Here is a 19947-nt window from a genome sequence, read left to right on the forward strand (position 1 = left end):
GGCACGCTTGGGCGCCATTCACCGGGCATCGCTCTCCCCGTCCACCGCAGAGGGCAACAGGGGTTGCAGCTCAGGATCCAGCTCGGGGAGCTGCTCCAGACTCTGCAAATTAAAGTAATCCAGAAACTCTCTGGTGGTGGCGAGCAGCTCGGGGCGACCTGCCACCTCTTTGTGGCCGATGCTGCGCACCCAGCCACGCTCTTTCAGGGTATTCACTATCTGGCTCGACACCGCCACCCCGCGGATCGCTTCGATCTCGGCCCGGGTGATGGGTTGGCGATAGGCGATCAGGGTCAGCGTCTCCATCACGGCGCGCGAATAACGCGGCGCCCGCTCGCTCCAGAGCCTTGATAGCTCCTCGGCATACTCCTGACGCGCCTGAAAGCGCCAGCCGGAGGCGACCTCTTTGAGCTCGACGCCCCGTTCGCTGTAATCTTGCCTGATCTCGGCCAACAGCAGCTGAACATAGCGACTGGTCACCGGATAATCCGCCAGCACGCTGCTTTTCAGCTCGCTGACATTGAGCGGACGACCGGCCACAAACAGCGCCGCTTCGATCAGGGTCTTGAGTCGTTCAGTGGGCAGCGCCACGGTTGCCCTCCTCGCTCTGCTCGGCCAATGCGAAATGGATTGGTCCAAGGGGTTCTGCCTGCAGGATCCAGATCAGTTGCTCCTTGCACAGCTCCAGCAGGGCCAGAAACGTCACCAGTACCCCCATACGCCCCTCTTCGGCGCGCAGCACCTGCTCAAGGCGCAGGGTCTGGCCCAGCGTGAGCATGGCGAGGATCTCCGCCATGCGCACCCGGGTCGGGATCTGTTCGCGGCGGATCTGGTGATGTTCGAAATGAGTCGCGCGTTTTACCACACTTTGCATGTAAAGGGCGAGCTCAACCAGCGAAACATCGGGCGCCAGTGGCTTGAGGACGCCAAAATCGGGGGGCAAGGCAGCGGCGATATAAATCTCTCGCTCCACCCGTGGCAGCTCATTGACCTTCTCTGCACCTACCTTGTAGCGCTCGTACTCCTGCAGGCGGCGGATCAGGGTCACCCGCGGGTCTTCTCCCTCCTCTTCATCCTCCAGCTCCGGCGCCTTGGGCAGCAGCAGGCGGGATTTGATCTCCGCCAGCCAGGCTGCCATCAGCAGGTATTCGGCCGCCAGCTCAAGGTTGAGCCCCTGCATCAGCTCCACGTACTCCATGTACTGGGCGGTGATCTGCAGGATCGGCAGGTTGAGGATATCGAGCTGCTGGCGTCGGATCAGATAGAGCAGCAGATCCAGCGGCCCCTCGAAGGTATCGAGGAACACCTCCAGCGCATCGGGCGGGATGAACAGGTCCTGGGGCAGCTCGTGATAGGGCTGCCCCAGGACTTTCGCGATGGGTAGTGCGGCGCCAGTCCCCGTCTCGGCGGAAGGGACTGTCACCGGTTCAGCGACATCACTCAAACGGGGTCGGGTCTCCGGCGCCGCGACGACGCAATACCGGCTCGTCGTCAGAGAAATCGACCACAGTGGTGGGCTGCTCGCCCAGATAGCCCCCGTTGACCACCAGATCGATCTGCTTGCCCAGCTTGTCGAAGATCTCTTCCGGGTCGAACTCAGCCATCTCGGAGTCCGGCAGGATCAATGTGGTGGAGAGCAGCGGCTCGCCGAGGGCTTCCAGCAGTGCCTGGGCAATCTTGTTGTCCGGCACCCGGATACCGATGCTCTTCTTCTTCTCGTTCATCAGGCGGCGCGGCACCTCTTTGGTCGCCTTGAAGATGAAGGTGTAGGCGCCCGGGGTGTTGTTCTTGATCAGGCGAAACGCGCTGTTGTCGACCTTGGCGTAGGTGGAGATCTCGGAGAGATCGCGGCACACCAGAGTGAAGTCGTGGTTGGCATCAAGGCGACGGATGCGACAGATGCGCTCCAGCGCCCCTTTGTCCCCCATCTGGCAACCCAGCGCATAACCGGAGTCGGTCGGATAGACGATAACGCCGCCGTTCTGGATGATCTGTACCGCCTGACCGATCAGTCGGGCCTGGGGGTTTTCAGGATGTACGTAAAAATGCTGACTCATAGCTTGTTCTCGCAATGGGGGCAGCAATACCTGCCCGCTCGTATGGTCACGGATCAAAGATCCATGACACTACCTTAACCTGTTTGTGGCCGCTTCGCTGGCGCCGTTACCGGCTTGCCAGCAGCTCGGCATGCTGTTCGGTGGTGAGCCCGAAGTGACCGGGATAGGCCAACCAGACGGGCATCCCCTCTTTGGGCAGCCAGAGGTGGCGGCCCAGCTCGGTCCAGTTGGAGGGGAAGTGAAAATCCGATCCCACCGAGATATAGAGGTCGTGATCCTTGGCCCACTGGCCCAAATTGGCCCGCTCCTGCGGGCTCTGCTGGGGCAATGACACCTCCATGGCATCGCCACCGGCCGCCTTGAAGGCCACCAGCAGCCGCTTGATCCACTTGGCGGTGAGATCGTAACGGCTGGGGTGGGCCAGCACCGCCAGCCCACCGGCGGCGTGAATGGCAGCGATGGCTTCGCTCATCTCGGGCCACTCGGCCGGGGCATAACCCTTATTGCCACGGCTCAGGTACTTTTTGAATACCTTTTGCATGTTGTCGGCCACCCCGCGTGCCACCAGCACCCGGGCAAAGTGGGCGCGGGTCACGGCGGCGTCACCGGCGAGCGCCTTGGCCTCTTCATAGGTGCCGGGGATGAGGCACTTCTCCAGACGACGCCCGATTTCCAGCGCACGCGCCTCACGACGGGCCAGCTGACCGGCCAGAAAGTCGGTCAGCTGCGGATTTTTTTCATCCACCCCCAGCGCCACGATATGAATTTCGTGATGCTCCCAGCCGGTGGAGATCTCGACCCCGCTCACCAATCGCAGCGGCAGTTGCTCGGCTTCGATGGTGCGGCGCACCTCATTAAGTCCGGCAAGGGTATCGTGGTCAGTAACCGCTAACACATCGACCTGTTTTTCGGCAGCGCGGCGCACCAGTTCGGCTGGACTCAGCACCCCGTCGGAGGCAGTGGTATGGCAGTGAAGATCGAATCTCATCAGGTTATTCCGCTCTCGTGGTCAGGTCACCATTCATGGCAAATCGGTGAAAGAAGGCTAAAAAGCGACTTGACTTGGCCGCGGCTTTATCGTTTTCTGTAGGCACTTCATTGCAAACATCTTTTTACAGGACTTTATCATGCAAACGACTTCCATCCTGACCATCTGGTGGTGGCACACTCCCTGACATGCGGGCGTGTGGTCGTTGCTGTACCTGTAATCTGACAGCAAATTAAGAACCCAAAGAAAAAGCCCGCTGACCCCAGCGGGCTTTTTTATTATCCGGCAAATGGACCTGTGATGAAACCGAGAATTCAGACAAGCAAGCTGACCTGGCGATGGCGCCCCTGAACCAGCCACCCCGGACCAATTAAATTTTCAAGGAATTCAATGTCATGAACATCGGTAAAACGCATCACACGCAAGGGAATGCACTATGACAGCCACACATCGCCTTCCTCTGGGTGAATTCGATACCCTCAAGCTCAACGCCCCCTATGTGGCCGATCCGCTGGCGCTCTATACCCGCCTCTGTCAGGGTCGCCCCAACAACCTGCTGCTGGAATCGGTGGAGATCGACTCCAAGGCGGGCAAACAGAGCCTGCTGCTGGTCGACGCCTGCCTGCGCATCGAGTGCCGTGGCCGCACCGTGCGGGTTCGCAGCCTGAACGACAACGGCGTCCAGTTGCAAAGCCTGCTGGCCGAACGGCTGCCCGTGGTGGTGGCCCGCTCGCTAGTAGATGGCGAATTGCAACTCGACTTCCCAGCCTCCGATCGGGAGCTGGACGAAGATTCCCGCCTCAAGGGGAGCAGCGTGCTGGACGTGCTGCGCACCCTGCAGCGGGAGCTCGATTGCCAGTTGGGTAAAGAAGCCCTGTTTATGGCGGGCAGCTTTGCCTATGACCTTATCGCCTCTTTTGAAGATCTGCCCGAAGTACCGGAGGGGAGCAACAGCTGCCCCGACTACTGCTTCTATGTGGCCGAAACCCTGATCACCATCGATCATATCGAACGCACCACTCAACTGCTTGCCTGCATCTTTGGCGGCGACAGCGACGAGAGCCAGGTGGAAGACAGATACACCCGCCTGACCGAGCGACTCACCGACTTCAAACAGATTTGCCAGCAACCCCTCTGCGCCGATCTGACCACCCAGCCCCTGACCGGCGGCATGAGCGTGGACAAGAGCGACAAGCAGTTCTGCGCTGAAGTAGAGAAGCTCAAGGGCTTTATCCGCCGTGGCGACATCTTCCAGGTGGTGCCGTCCCGCTGCTTCTCCCTGCCCTGTCCGAGCCCCCTGGCCGCCTATCGCCGCCTCAAGCAGACCAATCCCAGCCCCTACATGTTCTACGTGCAGGATGAGGGCTTCACCCTGTTTGGCGCCTCGCCGGAGAGCGCGGTGAAATTCTGTGCCGCCAGCCGCGATGTGGAGATGTACCCCATCGCCGGTACCCGCCGCCGCGGTTTCAACCCGGATGGCAGCATCAACCGGGATCTCGATGGCCGCATCGAGCTGGAGCTGCGTCAGGACGAGAAAGAGGTGGCCGAACACCTGATGCTGGTAGATTTGGGCCGCAACGACATCGCCCGCATCTCGGAGCCGGGTACCCGCTACGTCAAAGAGCTGCTGAAAGTGGATCGCTACAGCCACGTGATGCACCTGGTCTCAAAGGTGGTCGGCACCTTGCGCTCCGATCTTGACGCCCTGCACGCCTATCAGGCCTGCATGAACATGGGCACCCTGACCGGCGCCCCCAAGATCCGCGCCAGCGAGCTTATTCGCATGGTGGAAGGCAAGCGCCGCGGCAGCTACGGCGGTGCGGTCGGTTACATCAACGGCGCCGGCGAGATGGATACCTGCATCGTCATCCGCTCCGCTTTCGTGAAAGATGGCGTGGCCCACGTACAGGCCGGTGCCGGGGTGGTCTATGACTCCAAGCCCCAGGCCGAAGCGGACGAAACCCGCGCCAAGGCGGCCGCCGTGCTGGCCGCCATCGCCGCCAGCCATGGCACCTCCCTGCAAGCCCTGAGCGCCCAGCAGGAGCAACATAAGGACGTGAGCCATGACTAACATCTTCCTGCTCGACAACTTCGATTCGTTTACCTACAACCTCGTCGATCAGTTCCGCTCCCTCGGCTATCCGGTACGGATCTACCGCAACAGCCTGCCGGCGAGCCGCATCATGAGCGAGATCGCTGCCTGCGAAGGGGATGCGGTGCTGGTGCTCTCGCCGGGGCCGGGCGCCCCCCACGAGGCGGGCTGCCTGATTGATCTGATCAAACTGGCCCGCGGTCAGGTGCCCATCCTCGGTATCTGTCTCGGCCATCAGGCCCTGTGCGAAGCCTACGGCGGCACCGTCGGCGCGGCGGGCGAGATCGTCCACGGCAAGCGGTCCCTGATTGAGCACAACGGCCACGGCGCCTTCGCGGGGCTGCAAAGCCCCTTGCCGGTGGCCCGCTACCACTCGCTGGTCGCCACCTATGTACCGGAAGAGCTGACGGTGATTGCCCACTATCAGGGGATGCCCATGGCCATCGAGCAACAGGATGAGCGGGTGCTGGGCTTCCAGTTCCACCCGGAATCCATCATGACCTCGGAAGGGGCCCGTCTGCTGACCCAGGCGCTCGCCCATATCACCCGTCCAGAAAGCAGCGTGCGGTAAGGAGACCAACATGCATCAACATCTCAACACCCTCTATCAGGGTCAGTCTCTGAGCCGTGAAAGTACCCGCGACGCCTTCGGTCAGGTGGTACGTGGCGAAGTGGACCCCATCGTGCTCGCAAGCCTGCTGACTGCCCTCAAGATCAAGGGGGAGACCCCGGAGGAGATCGCCGGTGCCGCCGAGGCCCTCTTGGCCGAAGCGCGCGACTTCCCGCGTCCGGATTATGAGTTTTGCGACATCGTCGGCACCGGTGGCGATGGCCTCAACACCATCAACGTCTCCACCACCTCGGCGCTGGTCGCCGCTGCCTGCGGCCTGAAAGTTGCCAAGCACGGCAACCGCTCGGTCTCGAGCAAGTCGGGTTCGAGCGATCTGCTCGACAAGATGGGCATCAAGCTCGACATGAGTCCGGCGCAGGCGCGCCATTGCCTGGACGAGCTCGGCATCTGCTTCCTGTTCGCCCCCCAGTATCACGCTGGCGTGCGCCACGCCATGCCGGTGCGCCAAGCCCTCAAGACCCGCACCCTGTTCAACGTGCTGGGGCCGCTTATCAACCCCGCTCGCCCCACCTATCAGCTGATGGGGGTCTATGCCCCCGAGCTGGTGCGCCCCATCGCAGAAACCCTGCTGGCACTGGGGCTGAAAACCGGTATGGTGGTGCACGGCGCCGGGCTCGACGAGATTGCCATTCACGGCCCGACCCAGGTAGCCCAGATCCGTGACGGCGAAATCCGTGAATTTATGATCACCCCGGCTGACTTTGGCCTCGAGACCTATCCGGTCAGCGCCATTCAGGGTGGTGAGCCTGAAGAGAACCGCGCCATCACCGCCGCCATTCTGGAAGGGCGTGGCACCCCGGCCCACAACGCCGCCATTGCCGCCAATGTGGCACCGCTGCTGCTGATGGCGGGCAAGGCGAAGGATCTCAAGAGCGCGGCGGCCGAGGTGCTGGCGGTGCTGGCGAGCGGCAAGGCAGCAGATCTGGCTGCTCGGCTGGCTACTCTGAGCCATCAGGAGGCATGATGTTCGCCACCATGCCGCACAGCAGTCATTCAGAACGCCCGCAGGGCAAGAGCCAGCTTCGCAAGGATAACGAGATGTCAGACCTTATTGCCCCCCATGCTTTTCTGAACATGGCATCCATCAGCCAGACCATTCTCGGCAAAATCGTGGCGGCCAAACAGGAGTGGGTTGCCGCCCGCAAACTGGCCCAGCCGCTGGAGAGCTTCCAGAGCGCGCTGACCCCCAGCGATCGGGATTTCGTCGGGGCGCTCAAGGCGGGCTCCATCCGCTTTATTCTGGAGTGCAAGAAGGCCTCCCCCTCCAAGGGCTTGATCCGCGACGATTTCAGCCCGGAGGCCATCGCCGACATCTATGGCAAATACGCCACCGCCATCTCGGTACTGACCGACGAGAAGTTCTTTCAGGGGGATTTCGCCTTTTTGCCGCGGGTGCGTAGCCGCGTCAGCCAGCCGGTGCTCTGCAAGGATTTCATGATTGACCCCTATCAGGTCTATCTGGCCCGCCACTATCAGGCGGACGCCATCCTGCTGATGCTCTCCGTGCTCACCGACGAGGGCTATCGCGCCCTGTTCGCGGTGGCCAAAGAGCTGGGCCTGGGCGTGCTCACCGAGGTGAGCAACGAGGAGGAGCTCACCCGCGCCATCGCGCTGGGCGCGCCGGTGATTGGCATCAACAACCGGGATCTGCGCGACTTGAGCGTCGATCTCAACCGCACCAAACAGCTGGCCAAAGACATTCCAAGCGATCGGGTGGTGATCAGCGAGTCCGGCATCAACCACCGCGCTCAGGTAGCGGATCTGCGCCACCACGCCAAGGGCTTTCTGGTGGGCTCATCCCTGATGGCCGAGCCGGATCTGGAAGCGGCTGTGCGCAAGCTGGTACTGGGTCAGAACAAGGTGTGCGGCCTGACCCGCGCCGAAGATGCCGCCGCAGCCCATCAGGCGGGCGCGGTATTCGGGGGGCTTATCTTTGTGGCGAAAAGCCCGCGCTATGTGGACATTCCCGCCGCCCGCGCCGTGATGGCGGGTGCACTGCTCTCTTACGTCGGGGTATTTCGCAACGCCCAGCCCGCCACCATCGCCAAGACGGTGGATGCGCTGGGGCTTGCCGCAGTCCAGCTGCATGGGGATGAGGATGCCGCCTATATCGACACCCTGCGCCCACTGCTGCCGACTGGCTGCCAGATCTGGAAAGCGGTAGGCGTCTCTCTTGGTAAGGAAAGTGGCGAGCCGCTGCCCGCCCTCGACTACCCGGCCGATCGGCTGCTGCTGGATACCAAAGTAGGCAGCCAGAGCGGTGGCACCGGTCAGGCGTTCGACTGGGCCCTGCTGGCCACGCTCGACAAGAGCAAACTGATGCTGGCGGGCGGCCTTAACCCCGACAACGCCCTGCAAGCGGCACAAGTGGGCTGCCTCGGCCTTGATTTCAACTCCGGGGTAGAGAGTGCCCCGGGCCAGAAGGATGCGCACAAGATTGCAGCCGCCTTCGGCGCACTGCGCAACCTGTAACGCAACCCTTTTTGATATTTCGATTTAGCTAATACAAGGAAGAAGCCATGACCCTGCTCAACCCGTTTTTCGGCGAATTTGGCGGCATGTATGTGCCCCAAATCCTTATCCCGGCCCTGCTCCAGCTGGAGAAAGCCTTTGTCGATGCCAAGGATGATCCGGCCTTTATCGCCGAGTTTCAGTCCCTGCTGACCGAGTATGCCGGTCGCCCGACCCCGCTCACCCTGACCCGCAATCTGACCAAGGGCACCAAGACCCGCCTCTATCTGAAGCGTGAAGATCTGCTGCACGGCGGCGCCCACAAGACCAACCAGGTGCTGGGGCAGGCGCTGCTGGCCAAGCGGATGGGCAAGAGCGAGATCATCGCAGAGACCGGCGCCGGCCAGCACGGCGTCGCCACTGCGCTGGCCTGTGCTCTGCTCGGCCTCAAGTGCCGGGTCTATATGGGTGCCAAGGATTGCGAGCGCCAGAAGCCCAACGTGTTTCGCATGAAGCTGATGGGCGCCACCGTTATTCCGGTGCACTCCGGCTCCAGTACCCTGAAAGATGCCTGCAACGAGGCGCTGCGCGACTGGGCTGCCAACTACGAGTCGGCCCACTACCTGCTCGGCACCGCCGCGGGCCCACACCCCTTCCCCACTATCGTGCGGGAGTTCCAGAAGATGATCGGCGAAGAGGCCAAGGCCCAGTGCTTCGAGAAGGAAGAGCGACTGCCCGATGCGGTGATCGCCTGCGTCGGCGGCGGTTCCAACGCCATCGGCATGTTTGCCGACTTTATCGATGAGCCGTCGGTGCGCCTCATCGGCGTCGAGCCGGGTGGTCACGGTATCGAGAGCGGCGAGCACGGTGCGCCGCTCGGTCACGGCAGCAAGGGGGTCTTCTTTGGCATGCACTCCTACCTGATGCAGGACAATCAGGGCCAGATTCAGGAGTCCTACTCCGTCTCGGCGGGGCTGGACTTCCCCTCCGTCGGCCCGCAGCACGCCCACCTGGCCGCCATCGGCCGTGCCGAGTACCCCTCGGTGACCGACAAGGAGGCGCTGGACGCCTTCCAGGAGCTGGCCAAATCCGAAGGCATCATACCAGCGCTGGAGTCCTCCCACGCGCTGGCCCACGCCCTCAAGATGGCCCGCAGTGAACCGGAAAAAGAGCAGGTGCTCATCGTCAACCTCTCCGGCCGTGGCGACAAAGATATCTTCACCGTTGCCGACATTTTCGAGAAAGAAGGAACCTTGTCATGAACCGTTACGCACAACTCTTCTCCCGTCTGGATGAAGCCAATCAGGGCGCCTTTGTGCCGTTCGTGATGCTGGGTGACCCCACCCCTGAACTCTCCTTGGCCATCGTCGATGCGCTGGTCGCAGGGGGCGCCGATGCCCTCGAGCTCGGCATTCCCTTCTCCGATCCGGTGGCGGATGGCCCCACCATTCAGGGCGCCGCCCTGCGCGCGTTTGCCAGCCACACCACACCGGATGACTGCTTCGAGCTGCTTGGCCGCATCCGCGCCAAGTACCCGCAGCTGCCCATTGGCCTGCTGGTTTACGCGAATCTGGTCTATGTGCGCCACATCGACGGCTTCTATGAGAAGTGCCAGCAGGCAGGAGTGGATTCGGTGCTGGTCGCCGACGTGCCGGTGCAGATGTGCGCCCCCTACAAGGCGGCTGCCGACAAGTTCGGTATCGACAGCATCTTTATCGCCCCGCCCAATGGCGACGCCGAGACCCTGAAACAGGTGGCGGAGCTCGGCAATGGCTACACCTATCTGGTGAGCCGCGCCGGCGTCACCGGTGCCGAGACCAAGGCCGGCATGCCGGTGGAAGGTCTCATCAATACCCTGCGCGAGTTCAACGCTCCCCCCGCCCTGCTCGGCTTTGGCATCAGCGAACCGGCTCAGGTGCGTGAGGCCATCGCCGCTGGCGCCGCCGGTGCCATCTCCGGCTCCGCCGTGGTGAAGATCATCGAGACCCACCACCATAACCCGGAACATATGCTCACCCGTCTGAAGGAGTTTGTGGAAGGGATGAAGGCTGCGACCAACCGCTAAGGTCGGATAATGGGGTCAGCTGCCTGTAGCCCTGAATTGCCAATCACATATCCGTTATCAAGGGAGCCTGACCGGCTCCCTTTTCTTTTTACCCCCTCTCCCTCTGGGAGAGGGCTGGGGTAAGGGAAGTCTACGGCAACCCAATTTGCTCACATTGAACACTGCTAATGACTAATTTATTGATCCAACACAGATTCCCGCCAAAACCCGCTTCTCAACGTACCACTCTCCCCCTTAAGATACCCGAATGACAATCAACCTCTCGGAAGAACGCCATGAAAGCGATTGTTGATAACTCGCAGGTGAAAAGCAGCAGACTGGGGACTGGAACTCAGGGGCGGTAGCCTTGCCGATGCTTGCCATCACCAACTACTTCACTGTTTCTTTACACAGGAGTAATGGAAGCGTTAAACAAGAAGGTCAAGCGAATATACTCAAGTATCAGAGGTAGACTAGTAATACTTTGATTTAATGCAATTTAATGTTTTTCATGGCCACTATCAGAACAGAGCGGAGTTACATGGAAAGCTCTGCTATCGGGTTAGTGCCGCCTTCTATCTAATCACTATTAGCCGGTATAATGGAGTGCACAATTTAATGATTTGGTGGGAAAAAACAGTCGAGTACAGCTTTGTTATTCGGGCCTCAACTGACAAAAAGATCAACTTTGCTGCACCGCTATCTGGCATACAGGAAATCGGCGGTGATGGAATTTTTGGAATCGATGCCAAGTTAATACTTGTTGAATTTAAGCGGTCCCAAAAAGAACTTAAAACAGAAAAGGATAAATTCGTTTGCTACGAACAAGCAAAAAATGAAATGGTAGGTCGTGACAACCATCATTTTTTAGTTTATGGTTCTGAAAGTGCTACCAATCTGAATTTGCACGCTCGACATTACTTTTCATTGAAGGAAGTAAAACCAGCACTGTCTATTTTAGAGCTTGGGGTCGGTGACGAAGTTTTTAAATCATACCTTGGTGATCTAATTGAATTAAAGAAAAAGGACGGTCGTTCAGAGGGGTCGGTTGGGCCAGAGTCGGTAGCGGCCGTTGTTGGCGTATCTCCATATTCTGTAAGCTCAATATCTCTAACGGAATATGTTAGATTGGCTTTACCAGAACTTTATCAGGCTCTTTCTCCTACACAAACAATAACTATAAGCAAAGGACAGAGTCTTGGCTAACAACGCATTGCAGCGGACAAGTCGTTGAATTCGGCATTAGGCTCAAATCCACCCTTGATAAAATGAAAAACAAAATACTCTTAACAATTGAATCAGCTCTTCTAATTTCTGCGTTAGTAATAGGGGCTTTCTGGATAAGCAACCCAGATGGAAACTACGAGCCATTTCTTGCGGTAATAGGGGTCAACTTAGCCTTATTGGAACTATTTAGACGCCTGACGGACCGTAACAATAAAGTATCAACCCCCGAAAAAATATATGTACGACGATACTTGGATCAGCCACATCACCTACACTTCATCAAGGGACTTCCTTCTTTGCGCCATGTCGCGCATGAAAGTGCTCAAGAACTTTGGGATAGCGGCATAACAGCTAATATGAGACAGGGCAGTTATGACTATATCGATTTTCTTGAAGATATCTGGGTAAAGCTGGCAGAGTTTTATCCTCCTCTTCACTTTGGTGGATTAGAGCCGAGAGAGTACATAACTAAATATATACAAGACCGTTTCAGTCATCATCGTGCAAACCTAGAGCCAGACGGTCCTGGCACTGGAGGGACAATAGTTGGCGTAATGGCTGGCGGCCATGTGATTCATGATTTAGAAGAAATGATAGATGACACAGTTTGCACTTTGTCTTTGAATTCGGAATCATTTGACTATCAAGACTGGAAAAACAAATGGCGAGGAAAAGCCTAACAAGTGGTTCAAACCGTTCGCTGCACTCACTGGGATGGGCCAAAGCCCGCCCCTTAACCAAACATTATGTGAGTAAAAAGGAGAATTAGAATGGCTAGATGGCTTTTCAATTCAAGAGGTCAGGGAGTGGCTTTTGTTGTCGGCGACAACGTTTTCACAAAGAGTAGTAAGTTTTTGGGTAAACTAGAAGGTGACGAGATTTGGAACAGTTCTTATGTTGCTTCAATCATCAACGATGAGAGAATTGCTGTAAAAACAATGAAGCCACTGGGTTTAAAAGGCCTGCCTGGTTTGCCGGGTCTTCCAGGCCTACCCGGATTGCCTGGACTCAAGGGATCAAGGCTATTTCCTGTAGGATATAAAGACCTAGATATCACATAACAAGCAAAGGCAGCGAATGCACAGCTGCTTCGAGCATTAGAGGTTTTATGCGTAAAAAATTAGTGGCGTTTGAGAAACTGAGGTCGCAACGCATACTCCCAGTATCAAAAAATGGAAAACTGTGTTTGCCAGACTCATTGCCAACTGGGGTCAATGGTCTTTATTGGATTTATACAAGCTACAATATTGAAGATATAAAGACCTGCATTCCTTCCACGCAGGAAAAGGCACTCAACATTCCAAAGTTAGCTAGTCTGCATGAAGGGCTATCTAATATTTGCAAAATTACTCATGACGATTTTACCCTTATTTATAATGGTGTTGGGGGTGTAGGCAAGAAAGGAAAAGGAGGCTTGAGAGAGCGAGTCTTACAAGAATTCAATGGTGGCAAAGGAACGGGCTCTCTTGCCATCCTAAAAACATCGCTAAATGACCTCAGCAAATGGCGTATCTCTTACGTCATTATGTGCAATTCCAAGCAAGCACCGGAGGTCGATGCTTGCTATATAGAACATGCCACTGATTTTGAGCGAATTTGGCGCTTAGAGCATGGCTGGCCTCTACTCTGTCGCCATTAAAAACCTCTCACAACTGGTTCAAATCGCTTGCGGTGCTCGCTGGGACGGGCTAAAAAGTGCCCCTTAACCAAACGTTAGGCAGACAGAAATCTGGAACTATGGAAATAAATTTCGATATTACACGCCCTTTTTAAAAGGACCTTAGATAGCGCAGATTTAAGGTCAGTTGCTGAACCATTACTGATACTTCGTCCTTATTTTTATTCTGACTCTTTGTCAGAACACAAAGCTGGGACACCCACCTCTCTGAGCAAGCCGTTACATAGCCAGAACACAAAAGATGGGTGCCCAATTTTTTTTCTTTTTTGCTCAACCACGATATATCCAACAACCCTTTCCAATCCCACAACTACCACCTCCAGCCCCGCCACCCCATCAATACCAGCATCAATACAACCCCCGGCAGCCAGACCCAGTAGAGCTCGGAGAGGATCACCGCTTCACCTCGGGCGGTGAGATAGGCTTCCAGCTTGAAGGGGGCGACCCGGATCACCTGCCAGGGGGCAAAGAAGCGCTCGTCACGCCACGGCCAGAGCCAGCCAACCCCCTTGCCGCCGGTGGTGAGGGAATCGAGCAGGCTGTGGGAGAGTAGCGAGACCAGCAGAAACGACCAGACGGTGGCGGCGCTGGCCCGAAATTGGCGGTGAAACAGCATGACCAAGGTAGGCAGGGCAAAGGCGAACAACAGGGAGTGGGTAAAGCCACGGTGGCCAAAGACATGGCCATAGGCGACCCCCAGTTTGAAGGCGAGCACATCGGCATCGGGCAGCATGGCGATGGCAACCCCGGCCAGCAGCAGGCGGTGCGGGATAATCCGGCTGCCAAGCCCCAGTCCAAGGCAGAGAGGGACGGCAGCGTGAGTGACTATGGTGGGCATACGGTGAAGCTCCAACTGAAAACGTGAGCCTACCCTACCCCCGCTCGGTGAAGTGAAGGTGAAGTGCGCCCACTGTATTGGCTCGCTGTTTGCTAAACGCAGGCCCAATCAGCGTTGGCGCGTTAACTTGAAATGTTCATTTAACAGCGGCTGACATGCAGAACGGGATCGTGATAAGTAGTCTCTTCGGTTCACATCACAGGGATAGTGGCAGCGATGAATGTATCAAAAAGCATCAGGCTGATTGCGAGCATTATCAGCCTTTGGTTAATGACAGGATGCATGGCAGAGACCGCCTCTGCGCAGCCGCAGCAAGAGCCGTACGCGCTGATCTATAACGGGCCGGTTTCTGATGGGGATAGCACCAAAGCGATTGCGGATGTGGTCAAGCAGCTGGGGTTGCCAGTCAGGTATCTCTCCAATCTCGAGGCGCTGCCCGCAGAGCTCGATAATGCCAGGCTGTTTATCGTTGGTGGCACTGAGGATGATGTTGAGCCGCTCCTCAACGCCTTCACCGCGGACGCTCGTTCGGCATTAAAAACCTATTTGCTAAGCGGTGGCCGCTACCTCGGGATCTGTGGGGGGGCCTTTGTGGCATCCACCGGCTGGTCTGAAGATGAGGGCTTTGTGCCGGCGCTGGGCCTTGTCCCTGCCACATCCGATGATTATGACGGCGACTTTAGCGCCAGGATCTTCCCGATCACCTGGCTTGGTGAAGAGCGCCAGATGTATTACCAGGCCGGCCCGCAATTTACTCCGGTGCCAAGCCCCGAGCAGGTCAAGGTCATCGCCCATTTTCAAAACCATCAGATTGCTGCGCTGATCAGCTCATATGGCAAAGGTAAGGTGGCCGTTTCTGGGCCACACCCCGAAGCCCCCGAATCGTGGAAAGCGAACGCGGTGGACGGTGACAGGATGGAGTCGAATATTCATTTAGCAGTTGGATTCGTTAACGAGTTGCTCTCCGAAGAGCCCATCACCCATTCGAAGTAGTCGCGTCCCTACGCCCCCGGATTTGATCCCATTGCTCGGCCCAGAAGTCAGGCCACCCAATCAGCTGCTATCCATAAAAAAACCACCGACCTGCAAAAGGTCGGTGGTTTTTTTATCGGTGGTAGATAACGGGTAGCCGATACAAAGGGTTCGCTACCTCAACTTTCGCCCGGGAGCGAGCACTACTCCTCCTGCTCCTCCGGCTGTCTCTCCTCACCCCGTATCTGTAGCAGCTCCTCGACCCTGGCTTGCCACTTGTCGTGGGCCTGTTTGCGCTCCTGCTGCATAAATGCTTCTCGCATGGTGTCGATTTTCTGGTCAAGTGTTTCCATCAGAGTGTCTCCTTGTGTGACCGCGTAAAGACTGGCTGACGGCGCGTTGGCCAACCTGCTCCCCTAATCTGACACCGCTAATGCCGTTACTACCCAATCAAATAATCGATTGGAAGTGCGAAAACCAATCTAAAAATTCTTTTTCGTGTTTATTCCACCACGCCAGTGCAAGGGAAACAGGCCGCTCAGAGCGGGATGATCCGGCGCGCGGCCAACACGTTGTTGAGCGTGGTCGCCCCCTTTTCAGGGGAATGGGGCGCCGTTGCCCCATCCGTCCAGTGCGGGGTACCGGCAGATTTCCGGGGTGTTGCTGTGCCCATGATCACACAGTCACAACTCTCGCCCTCCTCTCACCGCGCCCCCGCTTTTTATCATCTAGAGTTACCGGGCAGTCCAAAAGCTGCTGATTTATATACATTCGCCGCCAAGAGGGATCTTTTTTCATGACCGAGCATATCGATCTGCTACCTATCAGCACGGATGATGAGCAGGACGCAGGCAACCGCTACCTCTACTACACCGAAGGGGATCTGGCCCGCATTCTCGCCAATCTGGAACAGCTGCGCCATGCGGTGTTTCCTGCCGCCATCGGAGAGAGTGAAACGGGTGCCGCCGTGCCCCACAACTTTCCCTCCGTCTGTCTGGTGGGGCTGGGGCGCTGCGGCTCCAACATCGCGCAGGATGTGGCCTCGCTGGTCTACAACGCCCGCAGTTTTTATCTCAATGAGTTCAACAGTGAAGAGCAGCGCAAGCGGGAGAAGGAGTTTGGTCCGGTAAGCTGGATCCGGCGCAATCTGAGGCTACCAAACAACGGGGCCCGACCAGTCTTTCTGATCGAGCCCATGGTGATGCTGGGGGATCTGGACAAAGACATCGATGGCCGCATCCGCCACTCCAATCGCAGCGGCGAAGGTGGCTCCTTGCGTGACTATGCCAAGATGCGGGTGATGGACTTGTCGGAGATCCACGCGGGAGGCGCGGGTAACGCCCCCATCCTTGGCCAGTATCTGGCCAAGATCATCCTCAACAAGAGCCCCCACTACTTCGCCAACTCCGAGTGGCAGGCCATTCATACCTATCTGGTGGACTCCTGCGGCATCAAGGCCAACCAGTCCCGCCTCTATTTCTACATCTTCAGTGCCGGGGGCGGCACCGGCTCCGGCATGGCCTCCGAGTTCGGGCTGGCCCAGCAGTACTCCTACATGAGCAAGACCTTTTCCCCCCGTCAGAAGAGGAGGAACACCTCTCCCTCGGGGAGCACTTCATGTTCGATCCCATCTTCACCAGCGGTATCTGCATCCTGCCCAATATCTGTGATCGGGGTATCGAGATCTCGGAAGCGCTGCACATCAACGCGGGGCGTTTGCTGTGCAAGTACCTGGCCGAGGAGTGGGATTTCTCCTATCACTTCGACAACGAACAGGCGTGCGATGCCAGCATGCTCAAGCGGATCAGGCCCTGGAATGCCATGATGCTGATCTCCAACGACATCATGCGCTACGCCGAAGAGAGCGACGATGGCGAGATCCAGCATGTTGATGTCAACACCATGGAGAAGTACGCCAACCAGTACATCTCCCAGCAGATCTTCAACATTCTTACCGCCCAGGCCGTCACCACCGACTACGACGAGAACTACTTTCGCCGGGCGGGCATCGATATCAGCGAGACCATTCGGCTCGATGCCAACGACCTCTTTATGAGTCTGGCGGGGCCGGTGGCGGTGGCGTATGCCGAGTCCATCTCGCCCCCCGGCGGCCTGTTTGACAAGGAGGACGGGCTCAATGTGGACGATCTCTTCACCCGTTCCATCGAGCTGCCCCACTTCAACAAGATGACCCAGGCCATCGAGGGGATCAGCCTGCTGCCCATCGAGGCGGGCAACTATCGGGAGTATCTGGACGACTATGTGAAAAGTGGCCATGACCCGGCCCACCTCAACGAGCTGCACTTCTTCAAGAACTGCTCCTCTGTGGTGTCCATCATCTCCCTGCCCAAGGAGTACAAGCTCTCCTATATGGATCTCAACCGGCTCAAGTCTCACCTCAACGGGCTCTTCCCCAATACCACCCTCAAGCGCTATGCGCTGGTCATCGGGGCGTCGGCCAACATCTCCCTCACCACCCTGATCGTCAAGAGCCCCTGCCTGAGCGATGACTTCCTGACCCTGATCGTGGCCTTTATCAAGCGCTGCTTTGCCAAGGACCACTATCGCTTCGATGAGCATCTGGACAAGGCGGTGATCGAGATGATCTGCAATGAGGAGTGGAACGATGCGCTGCTCGACAGCATGCTCAACGAGTTCGAGAACCCGGCCAAGATCCTCGATACCAACTGGTACGCCATCAAGCCCATGTATGAGAAGAAATATCGGGAGCTTATCCGCGAGAAAGAGAAGTTCGTCTCCATCAACGATATTCGCCTCAGCCGTGAATCGGTGAAAAAGGCGCTGCTCTATCTGCGGGAGATCTATCGCCACCGGGTCAGCAAGACCCGGATCCTCTCCCTCAACCCACGGCTGGGGGAAGCGAACGCTCGCTAGCACCCAGCCCATAAAGCAAAGCGCCCGCCCCACATGGGGCGGGCGCTTTTTTACTGGCGCAGCCTCGTTTTATCTCATCAGAGGGAGACAAAGATCCCGGCCAGGGTGGCGCTCATCAGGTTGGCCAGGGTCGCCGCCAGCACCGCCTTGAAGCCCATATTGGCCACATCGTGACGGCGCTCCGGTGCCATGGTGCCGATGGAGCCAAGCTGCACCGCAATGGAGCCCAGATTGGCAAAACCGCACAGCGCGAAGGTGATGATGATCTGGGTGTGAGCGCTCAAATCTGCCTTGATATTGGCAAAATCCAGATAGGCGACGAACTCGTTCATGATCACCTTCTGACCAATGAGCGAGCCTGCCGCCATCATCTCGCTGGCGGGCACGCCAATCAGCCAGGCCACCGGTGCAAACAGATAACCCAGCAACTGCTGCAGGGAGAGATCAGCCCAGCCGAACCACTCGCCGACGGTGGTGAGACCGGCGTTGATCATGGTGATGACGCTGACAAAGGCGAGCAGGATGGTGCCGATGGCCACGGCGATCTTCATACCGCCCATGGCACCGCCTGCCAGCGCGTCGATGGCGTTGCTGTAATCGCTCTTGTCGAGGCTGATCTCGGTCTGATCGCTCACCTGCTGCTGCTCCGGCACCAGCAGTTTGGCCATCAAGAGGCCACCCGGCGCCGCCATAAAGGAGGCGGCAATGAGGTATTTCAGATCCACCCCCAGACCGGCGTAACCGCCCAGCACCGAGCCCGCCACCGAGGCCATGCCACAGGTCATCACCGCAAAGAGCTCGGAGCGGGTCATACCGGCGAGGAAGGGACGAATAAGCAGCGGCGACTCCCCTTGCGAGAGGAAGATATTGCCGGTGGCCACCAGGGATTCGGCGCGGCTGGTGCCGAGCAGGCGGTGAATGGCACCGCCCAGCACCCGGATCACCCACTGCATGATGCCGAAGTGGTAGAGCACGGCGATCAGCGCGCTGATAAAGATCACCAGCGGCAGCACCCGCACGGCGAAGATAAAGCCGTTGCTGGCGAGATCGCCAAACACGAAACGGATGCCGCTGTCGGCGAAGCCGAGCAGGGCGGAGACGCCATTGCTCATGGCACCGAGCATGATTTGTCCGGGGGGGAAATAGAGCACCAGCGCAGCAAAACCGGTTTGCAGGGCGAGCGCACCCAGCACGGTTCGCCAGCGGATGGCTCGGCGGTTTTCACTCGCCAGCCAGGCGATAAACATCAGGGCCAGCATACCGACCAGACTCAATAACAGTGTCATCTTGCACCTATGAAGAGAGGAGTTTCATATGGCAAGTCTGCAGACAGGCGTCGCGGGCGATCCGGCGGGAGAGGTGCCGACCCACGCGACACGCAGACCACAAACCTACAGGTTAGTGGCGGGTCCCATCCTGGGGTCATTCACGTTCCGGGTGACAGCATGTATCGGGTGACGCCAACGCCGTCGCAGGGGGAGATGCGGCCGGGTGGCAGGTCGGGCGGCGATGGTACAGTGATCATCGTCACAGAAAAAGCGGTAAAACGATTGGCCGGAGTAACTTTTTCAACTTGTTCACACAACGAAACAGGGCCAGCGTGACGCTGGCCCTGTTTCAATCCGTACTTGAGTACTCAGATGATTACTTGAGGCGCTTGCCGCTCGCATCAACCACCTGCTCGCCATCCTCCTTGGCGAAGGCCCCTTTTTGCTGATCAGGCAATATATCGAGCACCACTTCCGACGGACGGCACAGTTTGGTGCCAAGCGGCGTGACGACGATGGGCCGGTTGATGAGGATGGGGTGAGCCAGCATGGCATCGATCAGTTCATCATCGCTGAAACGATCTTCCGCCAGCCCGAGCGCCTCGTAAGGCGGCACGTTCTTGCGCAGCAGATCACGCACCGGCATGTCCATGGCGGCGATCAGCGCCACCAGCTGGTCACGGGAGGGGGGCGTCTCCAGATAGTGGATGACAGTGGGCTCGACGCCGCTGTTGCGGATCAGCTCCAAGGTGTTACGGGAGGTACCACATTCCGGGTTGTGATAGATGGTGATTGCACTCATTTGC

20 protein-coding genes are annotated in these 19947 nt (G+C 58.0%); 12 read left to right on the forward strand and 8 right to left on the reverse strand.

The window, feature by feature from the left end:
* Positions 1 to 18: 18 nt before the first annotated feature.
* The 4 genes from scpB to I6L49_RS09395 form a co-directional block, all read right to left on the reverse strand.
* Positions 19 to 591, reverse strand: a complete 573-nt coding sequence (gene scpB / locus I6L49_RS09380; protein ID WP_042060246.1) for an SMC-Scp complex subunit ScpB — start codon at positions 589 to 591, stop codon at positions 19 to 21.
* The gene (locus I6L49_RS09385; protein WP_216951411.1) at positions 575 to 1444 is read right to left on the reverse strand and encodes a ScpA family protein; all 870 of its coding nucleotides are present in this window, start codon (positions 1442 to 1444) and stop codon (positions 575 to 577) included. Before I6L49_RS09385 ends, scpB begins: the two co-directional genes overlap by 17 nt.
* A complete protein-coding gene (locus tag I6L49_RS09390; RefSeq protein WP_005338129.1) occupies positions 1437 to 2057 on the reverse strand; it encodes an L-threonylcarbamoyladenylate synthase in 621 nt (206 codons plus the stop codon). Before I6L49_RS09390 ends, I6L49_RS09385 begins: the two co-directional genes overlap by 8 nt.
* A 106-nt stretch (positions 2058 to 2163) precedes the next feature.
* Entirely contained in the window at positions 2164 to 3045 is an 882-nt protein-coding gene (locus I6L49_RS09395; RefSeq protein ID WP_216951413.1) for a PHP domain-containing protein, read from the reverse strand.
* A gap of 436 nt (positions 3046 to 3481) precedes the next feature.
* Here I6L49_RS09395 and I6L49_RS09400 point away from each other — a divergent pair, with 436 nt between their 5' ends.
* From I6L49_RS09400 to I6L49_RS09445, 10 genes are all read left to right on the forward strand, one after another.
* Positions 3482 to 5116: an anthranilate synthase component 1 gene (locus I6L49_RS09400; protein ID WP_216951415.1), complete on the forward strand. Its 1635-nt coding sequence runs from the start codon at positions 3482 to 3484 to the stop codon at positions 5114 to 5116.
* On the forward strand, positions 5109 to 5708 hold the full coding sequence (locus I6L49_RS09405) for an aminodeoxychorismate/anthranilate synthase component II (protein WP_016351382.1): 600 nt from the start codon (positions 5109 to 5111) through the stop codon (positions 5706 to 5708). The genes I6L49_RS09400 and I6L49_RS09405 overlap by 8 nt, the downstream gene beginning before the upstream one ends.
* A 10-nt stretch (positions 5709 to 5718) precedes the next feature.
* The gene (gene trpD / locus I6L49_RS09410) at positions 5719 to 6732 is read left to right on the forward strand and encodes an anthranilate phosphoribosyltransferase (RefSeq protein ID WP_216951417.1); all 1014 of its coding nucleotides are present in this window, start codon (positions 5719 to 5721) and stop codon (positions 6730 to 6732) included.
* Positions 6732 to 8240: a bifunctional indole-3-glycerol-phosphate synthase TrpC/phosphoribosylanthranilate isomerase TrpF gene (gene trpCF, locus I6L49_RS09415; RefSeq protein WP_216951639.1), complete on the forward strand. Its 1509-nt coding sequence runs from the start codon at positions 6732 to 6734 to the stop codon at positions 8238 to 8240. The genes trpD and trpCF overlap by 1 nt, the downstream gene beginning before the upstream one ends.
* 47 nt (positions 8241 to 8287) lie before the next feature.
* On the forward strand, positions 8288 to 9481 hold the full coding sequence (trpB, locus tag I6L49_RS09420; RefSeq protein WP_005347359.1) for a tryptophan synthase subunit beta: 1194 nt from the start codon (positions 8288 to 8290) through the stop codon (positions 9479 to 9481).
* Entirely contained in the window at positions 9478 to 10284 is an 807-nt protein-coding gene (trpA, locus tag I6L49_RS09425; RefSeq protein ID WP_216951418.1) for a tryptophan synthase subunit alpha, read from the forward strand. Before trpB ends, trpA begins: the two co-directional genes overlap by 4 nt.
* A gap of 597 nt (positions 10285 to 10881) precedes the next feature.
* Positions 10882 to 11469, forward strand: a complete 588-nt coding sequence (locus tag I6L49_RS09430) for a hypothetical protein (RefSeq protein ID WP_216951419.1) — start codon at positions 10882 to 10884, stop codon at positions 11467 to 11469.
* Between the two features lie 62 nt (positions 11470 to 11531).
* Entirely contained in the window at positions 11532 to 12170 is a 639-nt protein-coding gene (locus tag I6L49_RS09435; RefSeq protein ID WP_216951420.1) for a hypothetical protein, read from the forward strand.
* A 90-nt stretch (positions 12171 to 12260) separates the two neighbouring features.
* Positions 12261 to 12551 carry a hypothetical protein gene (locus I6L49_RS09440; protein WP_216951421.1) on the forward strand — a complete coding sequence of 97 codons (291 nt, stop codon included), beginning with the start codon at positions 12261 to 12263 and terminating at the stop codon, positions 12549 to 12551.
* Between the two features lie 47 nt (positions 12552 to 12598).
* Positions 12599 to 13129, forward strand: a complete 531-nt coding sequence (locus I6L49_RS09445) for a hypothetical protein (protein WP_216951422.1) — start codon at positions 12599 to 12601, stop codon at positions 13127 to 13129.
* 349 nt (positions 13130 to 13478) lie between these two features.
* Here the strand turns inward: I6L49_RS09445 and I6L49_RS09450 are convergent, their stop codons facing one another.
* Positions 13479 to 14006 carry a metal-dependent hydrolase gene (locus I6L49_RS09450; RefSeq protein ID WP_216951423.1) on the reverse strand — a complete coding sequence of 176 codons (528 nt, stop codon included), beginning with the start codon at positions 14004 to 14006 and terminating at the stop codon, positions 13479 to 13481.
* Positions 14007 to 14222: 216 nt separating this feature from the next.
* Here I6L49_RS09450 and I6L49_RS09455 point away from each other — a divergent pair, with 216 nt between their 5' ends.
* A complete protein-coding gene (locus I6L49_RS09455; protein ID WP_216951425.1) occupies positions 14223 to 14999 on the forward strand; it encodes a BPL-N domain-containing protein in 777 nt (258 codons plus the stop codon).
* Positions 15000 to 15181: 182 nt separating this feature from the next.
* Here the strand turns inward: I6L49_RS09455 and I6L49_RS09460 are convergent, their stop codons facing one another.
* Entirely contained in the window at positions 15182 to 15331 is a 150-nt protein-coding gene (locus tag I6L49_RS09460; protein ID WP_005338159.1) for a hypothetical protein, read from the reverse strand.
* A 1264-nt stretch (positions 15332 to 16595) separates the two neighbouring features.
* Between I6L49_RS09460 and I6L49_RS21060 the strand changes: the two genes are divergently transcribed.
* Positions 16596 to 17873 (forward strand): hypothetical protein, encoded by a 1278-nt coding sequence (locus I6L49_RS21060; RefSeq protein WP_254127573.1) that lies wholly within the window; start codon positions 16596 to 16598, stop codon positions 17871 to 17873.
* Between the two features lie 77 nt (positions 17874 to 17950).
* Here I6L49_RS21060 and I6L49_RS09470 read toward each other — a convergent pair whose 3' ends face one another.
* Both I6L49_RS09470 and arsC read right to left on the reverse strand, forming a co-directional pair.
* The gene (locus I6L49_RS09470) at positions 17951 to 19159 is read right to left on the reverse strand and encodes a NupC/NupG family nucleoside CNT transporter (protein WP_216951427.1); all 1209 of its coding nucleotides are present in this window, start codon (positions 19157 to 19159) and stop codon (positions 17951 to 17953) included.
* 358 nt (positions 19160 to 19517) lie between these two features.
* Positions 19518 to 19943, reverse strand: coding sequence for a glutaredoxin-dependent arsenate reductase (gene arsC, locus I6L49_RS09475; RefSeq protein ID WP_080741219.1), 426 nt, complete (start codon positions 19941 to 19943; stop codon positions 19518 to 19520).
* Positions 19944 to 19947: the final 4 nt, after the last annotated feature.

The sequence above is a fragment of the Aeromonas sp. FDAARGOS 1419 genome (assembly GCF_019047045.1).
GTDB classification, from domain to species: domain Bacteria; phylum Pseudomonadota; class Gammaproteobacteria; order Enterobacterales; family Aeromonadaceae; genus Aeromonas; species Aeromonas veronii.

Excerpts from the sequence above, each read along its gene's own strand:
- I6L49_RS09390 (WP_005338129.1), bottom strand. The coding sequence starts at position 2,057 with ATGAGTCAGCATTTTTACGTACATCCTGAAAACCCCCAGGCCCGACTG.
- I6L49_RS09395 (WP_216951413.1), bottom strand. The coding sequence starts at position 3,045 with ATGAGATTCGATCTTCACTGCCATACCACTGCCTCCGACGGGGTGCTG.
- I6L49_RS09400 (WP_216951415.1), top strand. The coding sequence starts at position 3,482 with ATGACAGCCACACATCGCCTTCCTCTGGGTGAATTCGATACCCTCAAG.
- I6L49_RS09405 (WP_016351382.1), top strand. The coding sequence starts at position 5,109 with ATGACTAACATCTTCCTGCTCGACAACTTCGATTCGTTTACCTACAAC.
- trpD (WP_216951417.1), top strand. The coding sequence starts at position 5,719 with ATGCATCAACATCTCAACACCCTCTATCAGGGTCAGTCTCTGAGCCGT.
- trpCF (WP_216951639.1), top strand. The coding sequence starts at position 6,732 with ATGTTCGCCACCATGCCGCACAGCAGTCATTCAGAACGCCCGCAGGGC.
- trpB (WP_005347359.1), top strand. The coding sequence starts at position 8,288 with ATGACCCTGCTCAACCCGTTTTTCGGCGAATTTGGCGGCATGTATGTG.
- trpA (WP_216951418.1), top strand. The coding sequence starts at position 9,478 with ATGAACCGTTACGCACAACTCTTCTCCCGTCTGGATGAAGCCAATCAG.
- I6L49_RS09430 (WP_216951419.1), top strand. The coding sequence starts at position 10,882 with ATGATTTGGTGGGAAAAAACAGTCGAGTACAGCTTTGTTATTCGGGCC.
- I6L49_RS09435 (WP_216951420.1), top strand. The coding sequence starts at position 11,532 with ATGAAAAACAAAATACTCTTAACAATTGAATCAGCTCTTCTAATTTCT.
- I6L49_RS09440 (WP_216951421.1), top strand. The coding sequence starts at position 12,261 with ATGGCTAGATGGCTTTTCAATTCAAGAGGTCAGGGAGTGGCTTTTGTT.
- I6L49_RS09445 (WP_216951422.1), top strand. The coding sequence starts at position 12,599 with ATGCGTAAAAAATTAGTGGCGTTTGAGAAACTGAGGTCGCAACGCATA.
- I6L49_RS09450 (WP_216951423.1), bottom strand. The coding sequence starts at position 14,006 with ATGCCCACCATAGTCACTCACGCTGCCGTCCCTCTCTGCCTTGGACTG.
- I6L49_RS09455 (WP_216951425.1), top strand. The coding sequence starts at position 14,223 with ATGAATGTATCAAAAAGCATCAGGCTGATTGCGAGCATTATCAGCCTT.
- I6L49_RS09460 (WP_005338159.1), bottom strand. The coding sequence starts at position 15,331 with ATGGAAACACTTGACCAGAAAATCGACACCATGCGAGAAGCATTTATG.
- I6L49_RS21060 (WP_254127573.1), top strand. The coding sequence starts at position 16,596 with ATGTTCGATCCCATCTTCACCAGCGGTATCTGCATCCTGCCCAATATC.
- I6L49_RS09470 (WP_216951427.1), bottom strand. The coding sequence starts at position 19,159 with ATGACACTGTTATTGAGTCTGGTCGGTATGCTGGCCCTGATGTTTATC.
- arsC (WP_080741219.1), bottom strand. The coding sequence starts at position 19,943 with ATGAGTGCAATCACCATCTATCACAACCCGGAATGTGGTACCTCCCGT.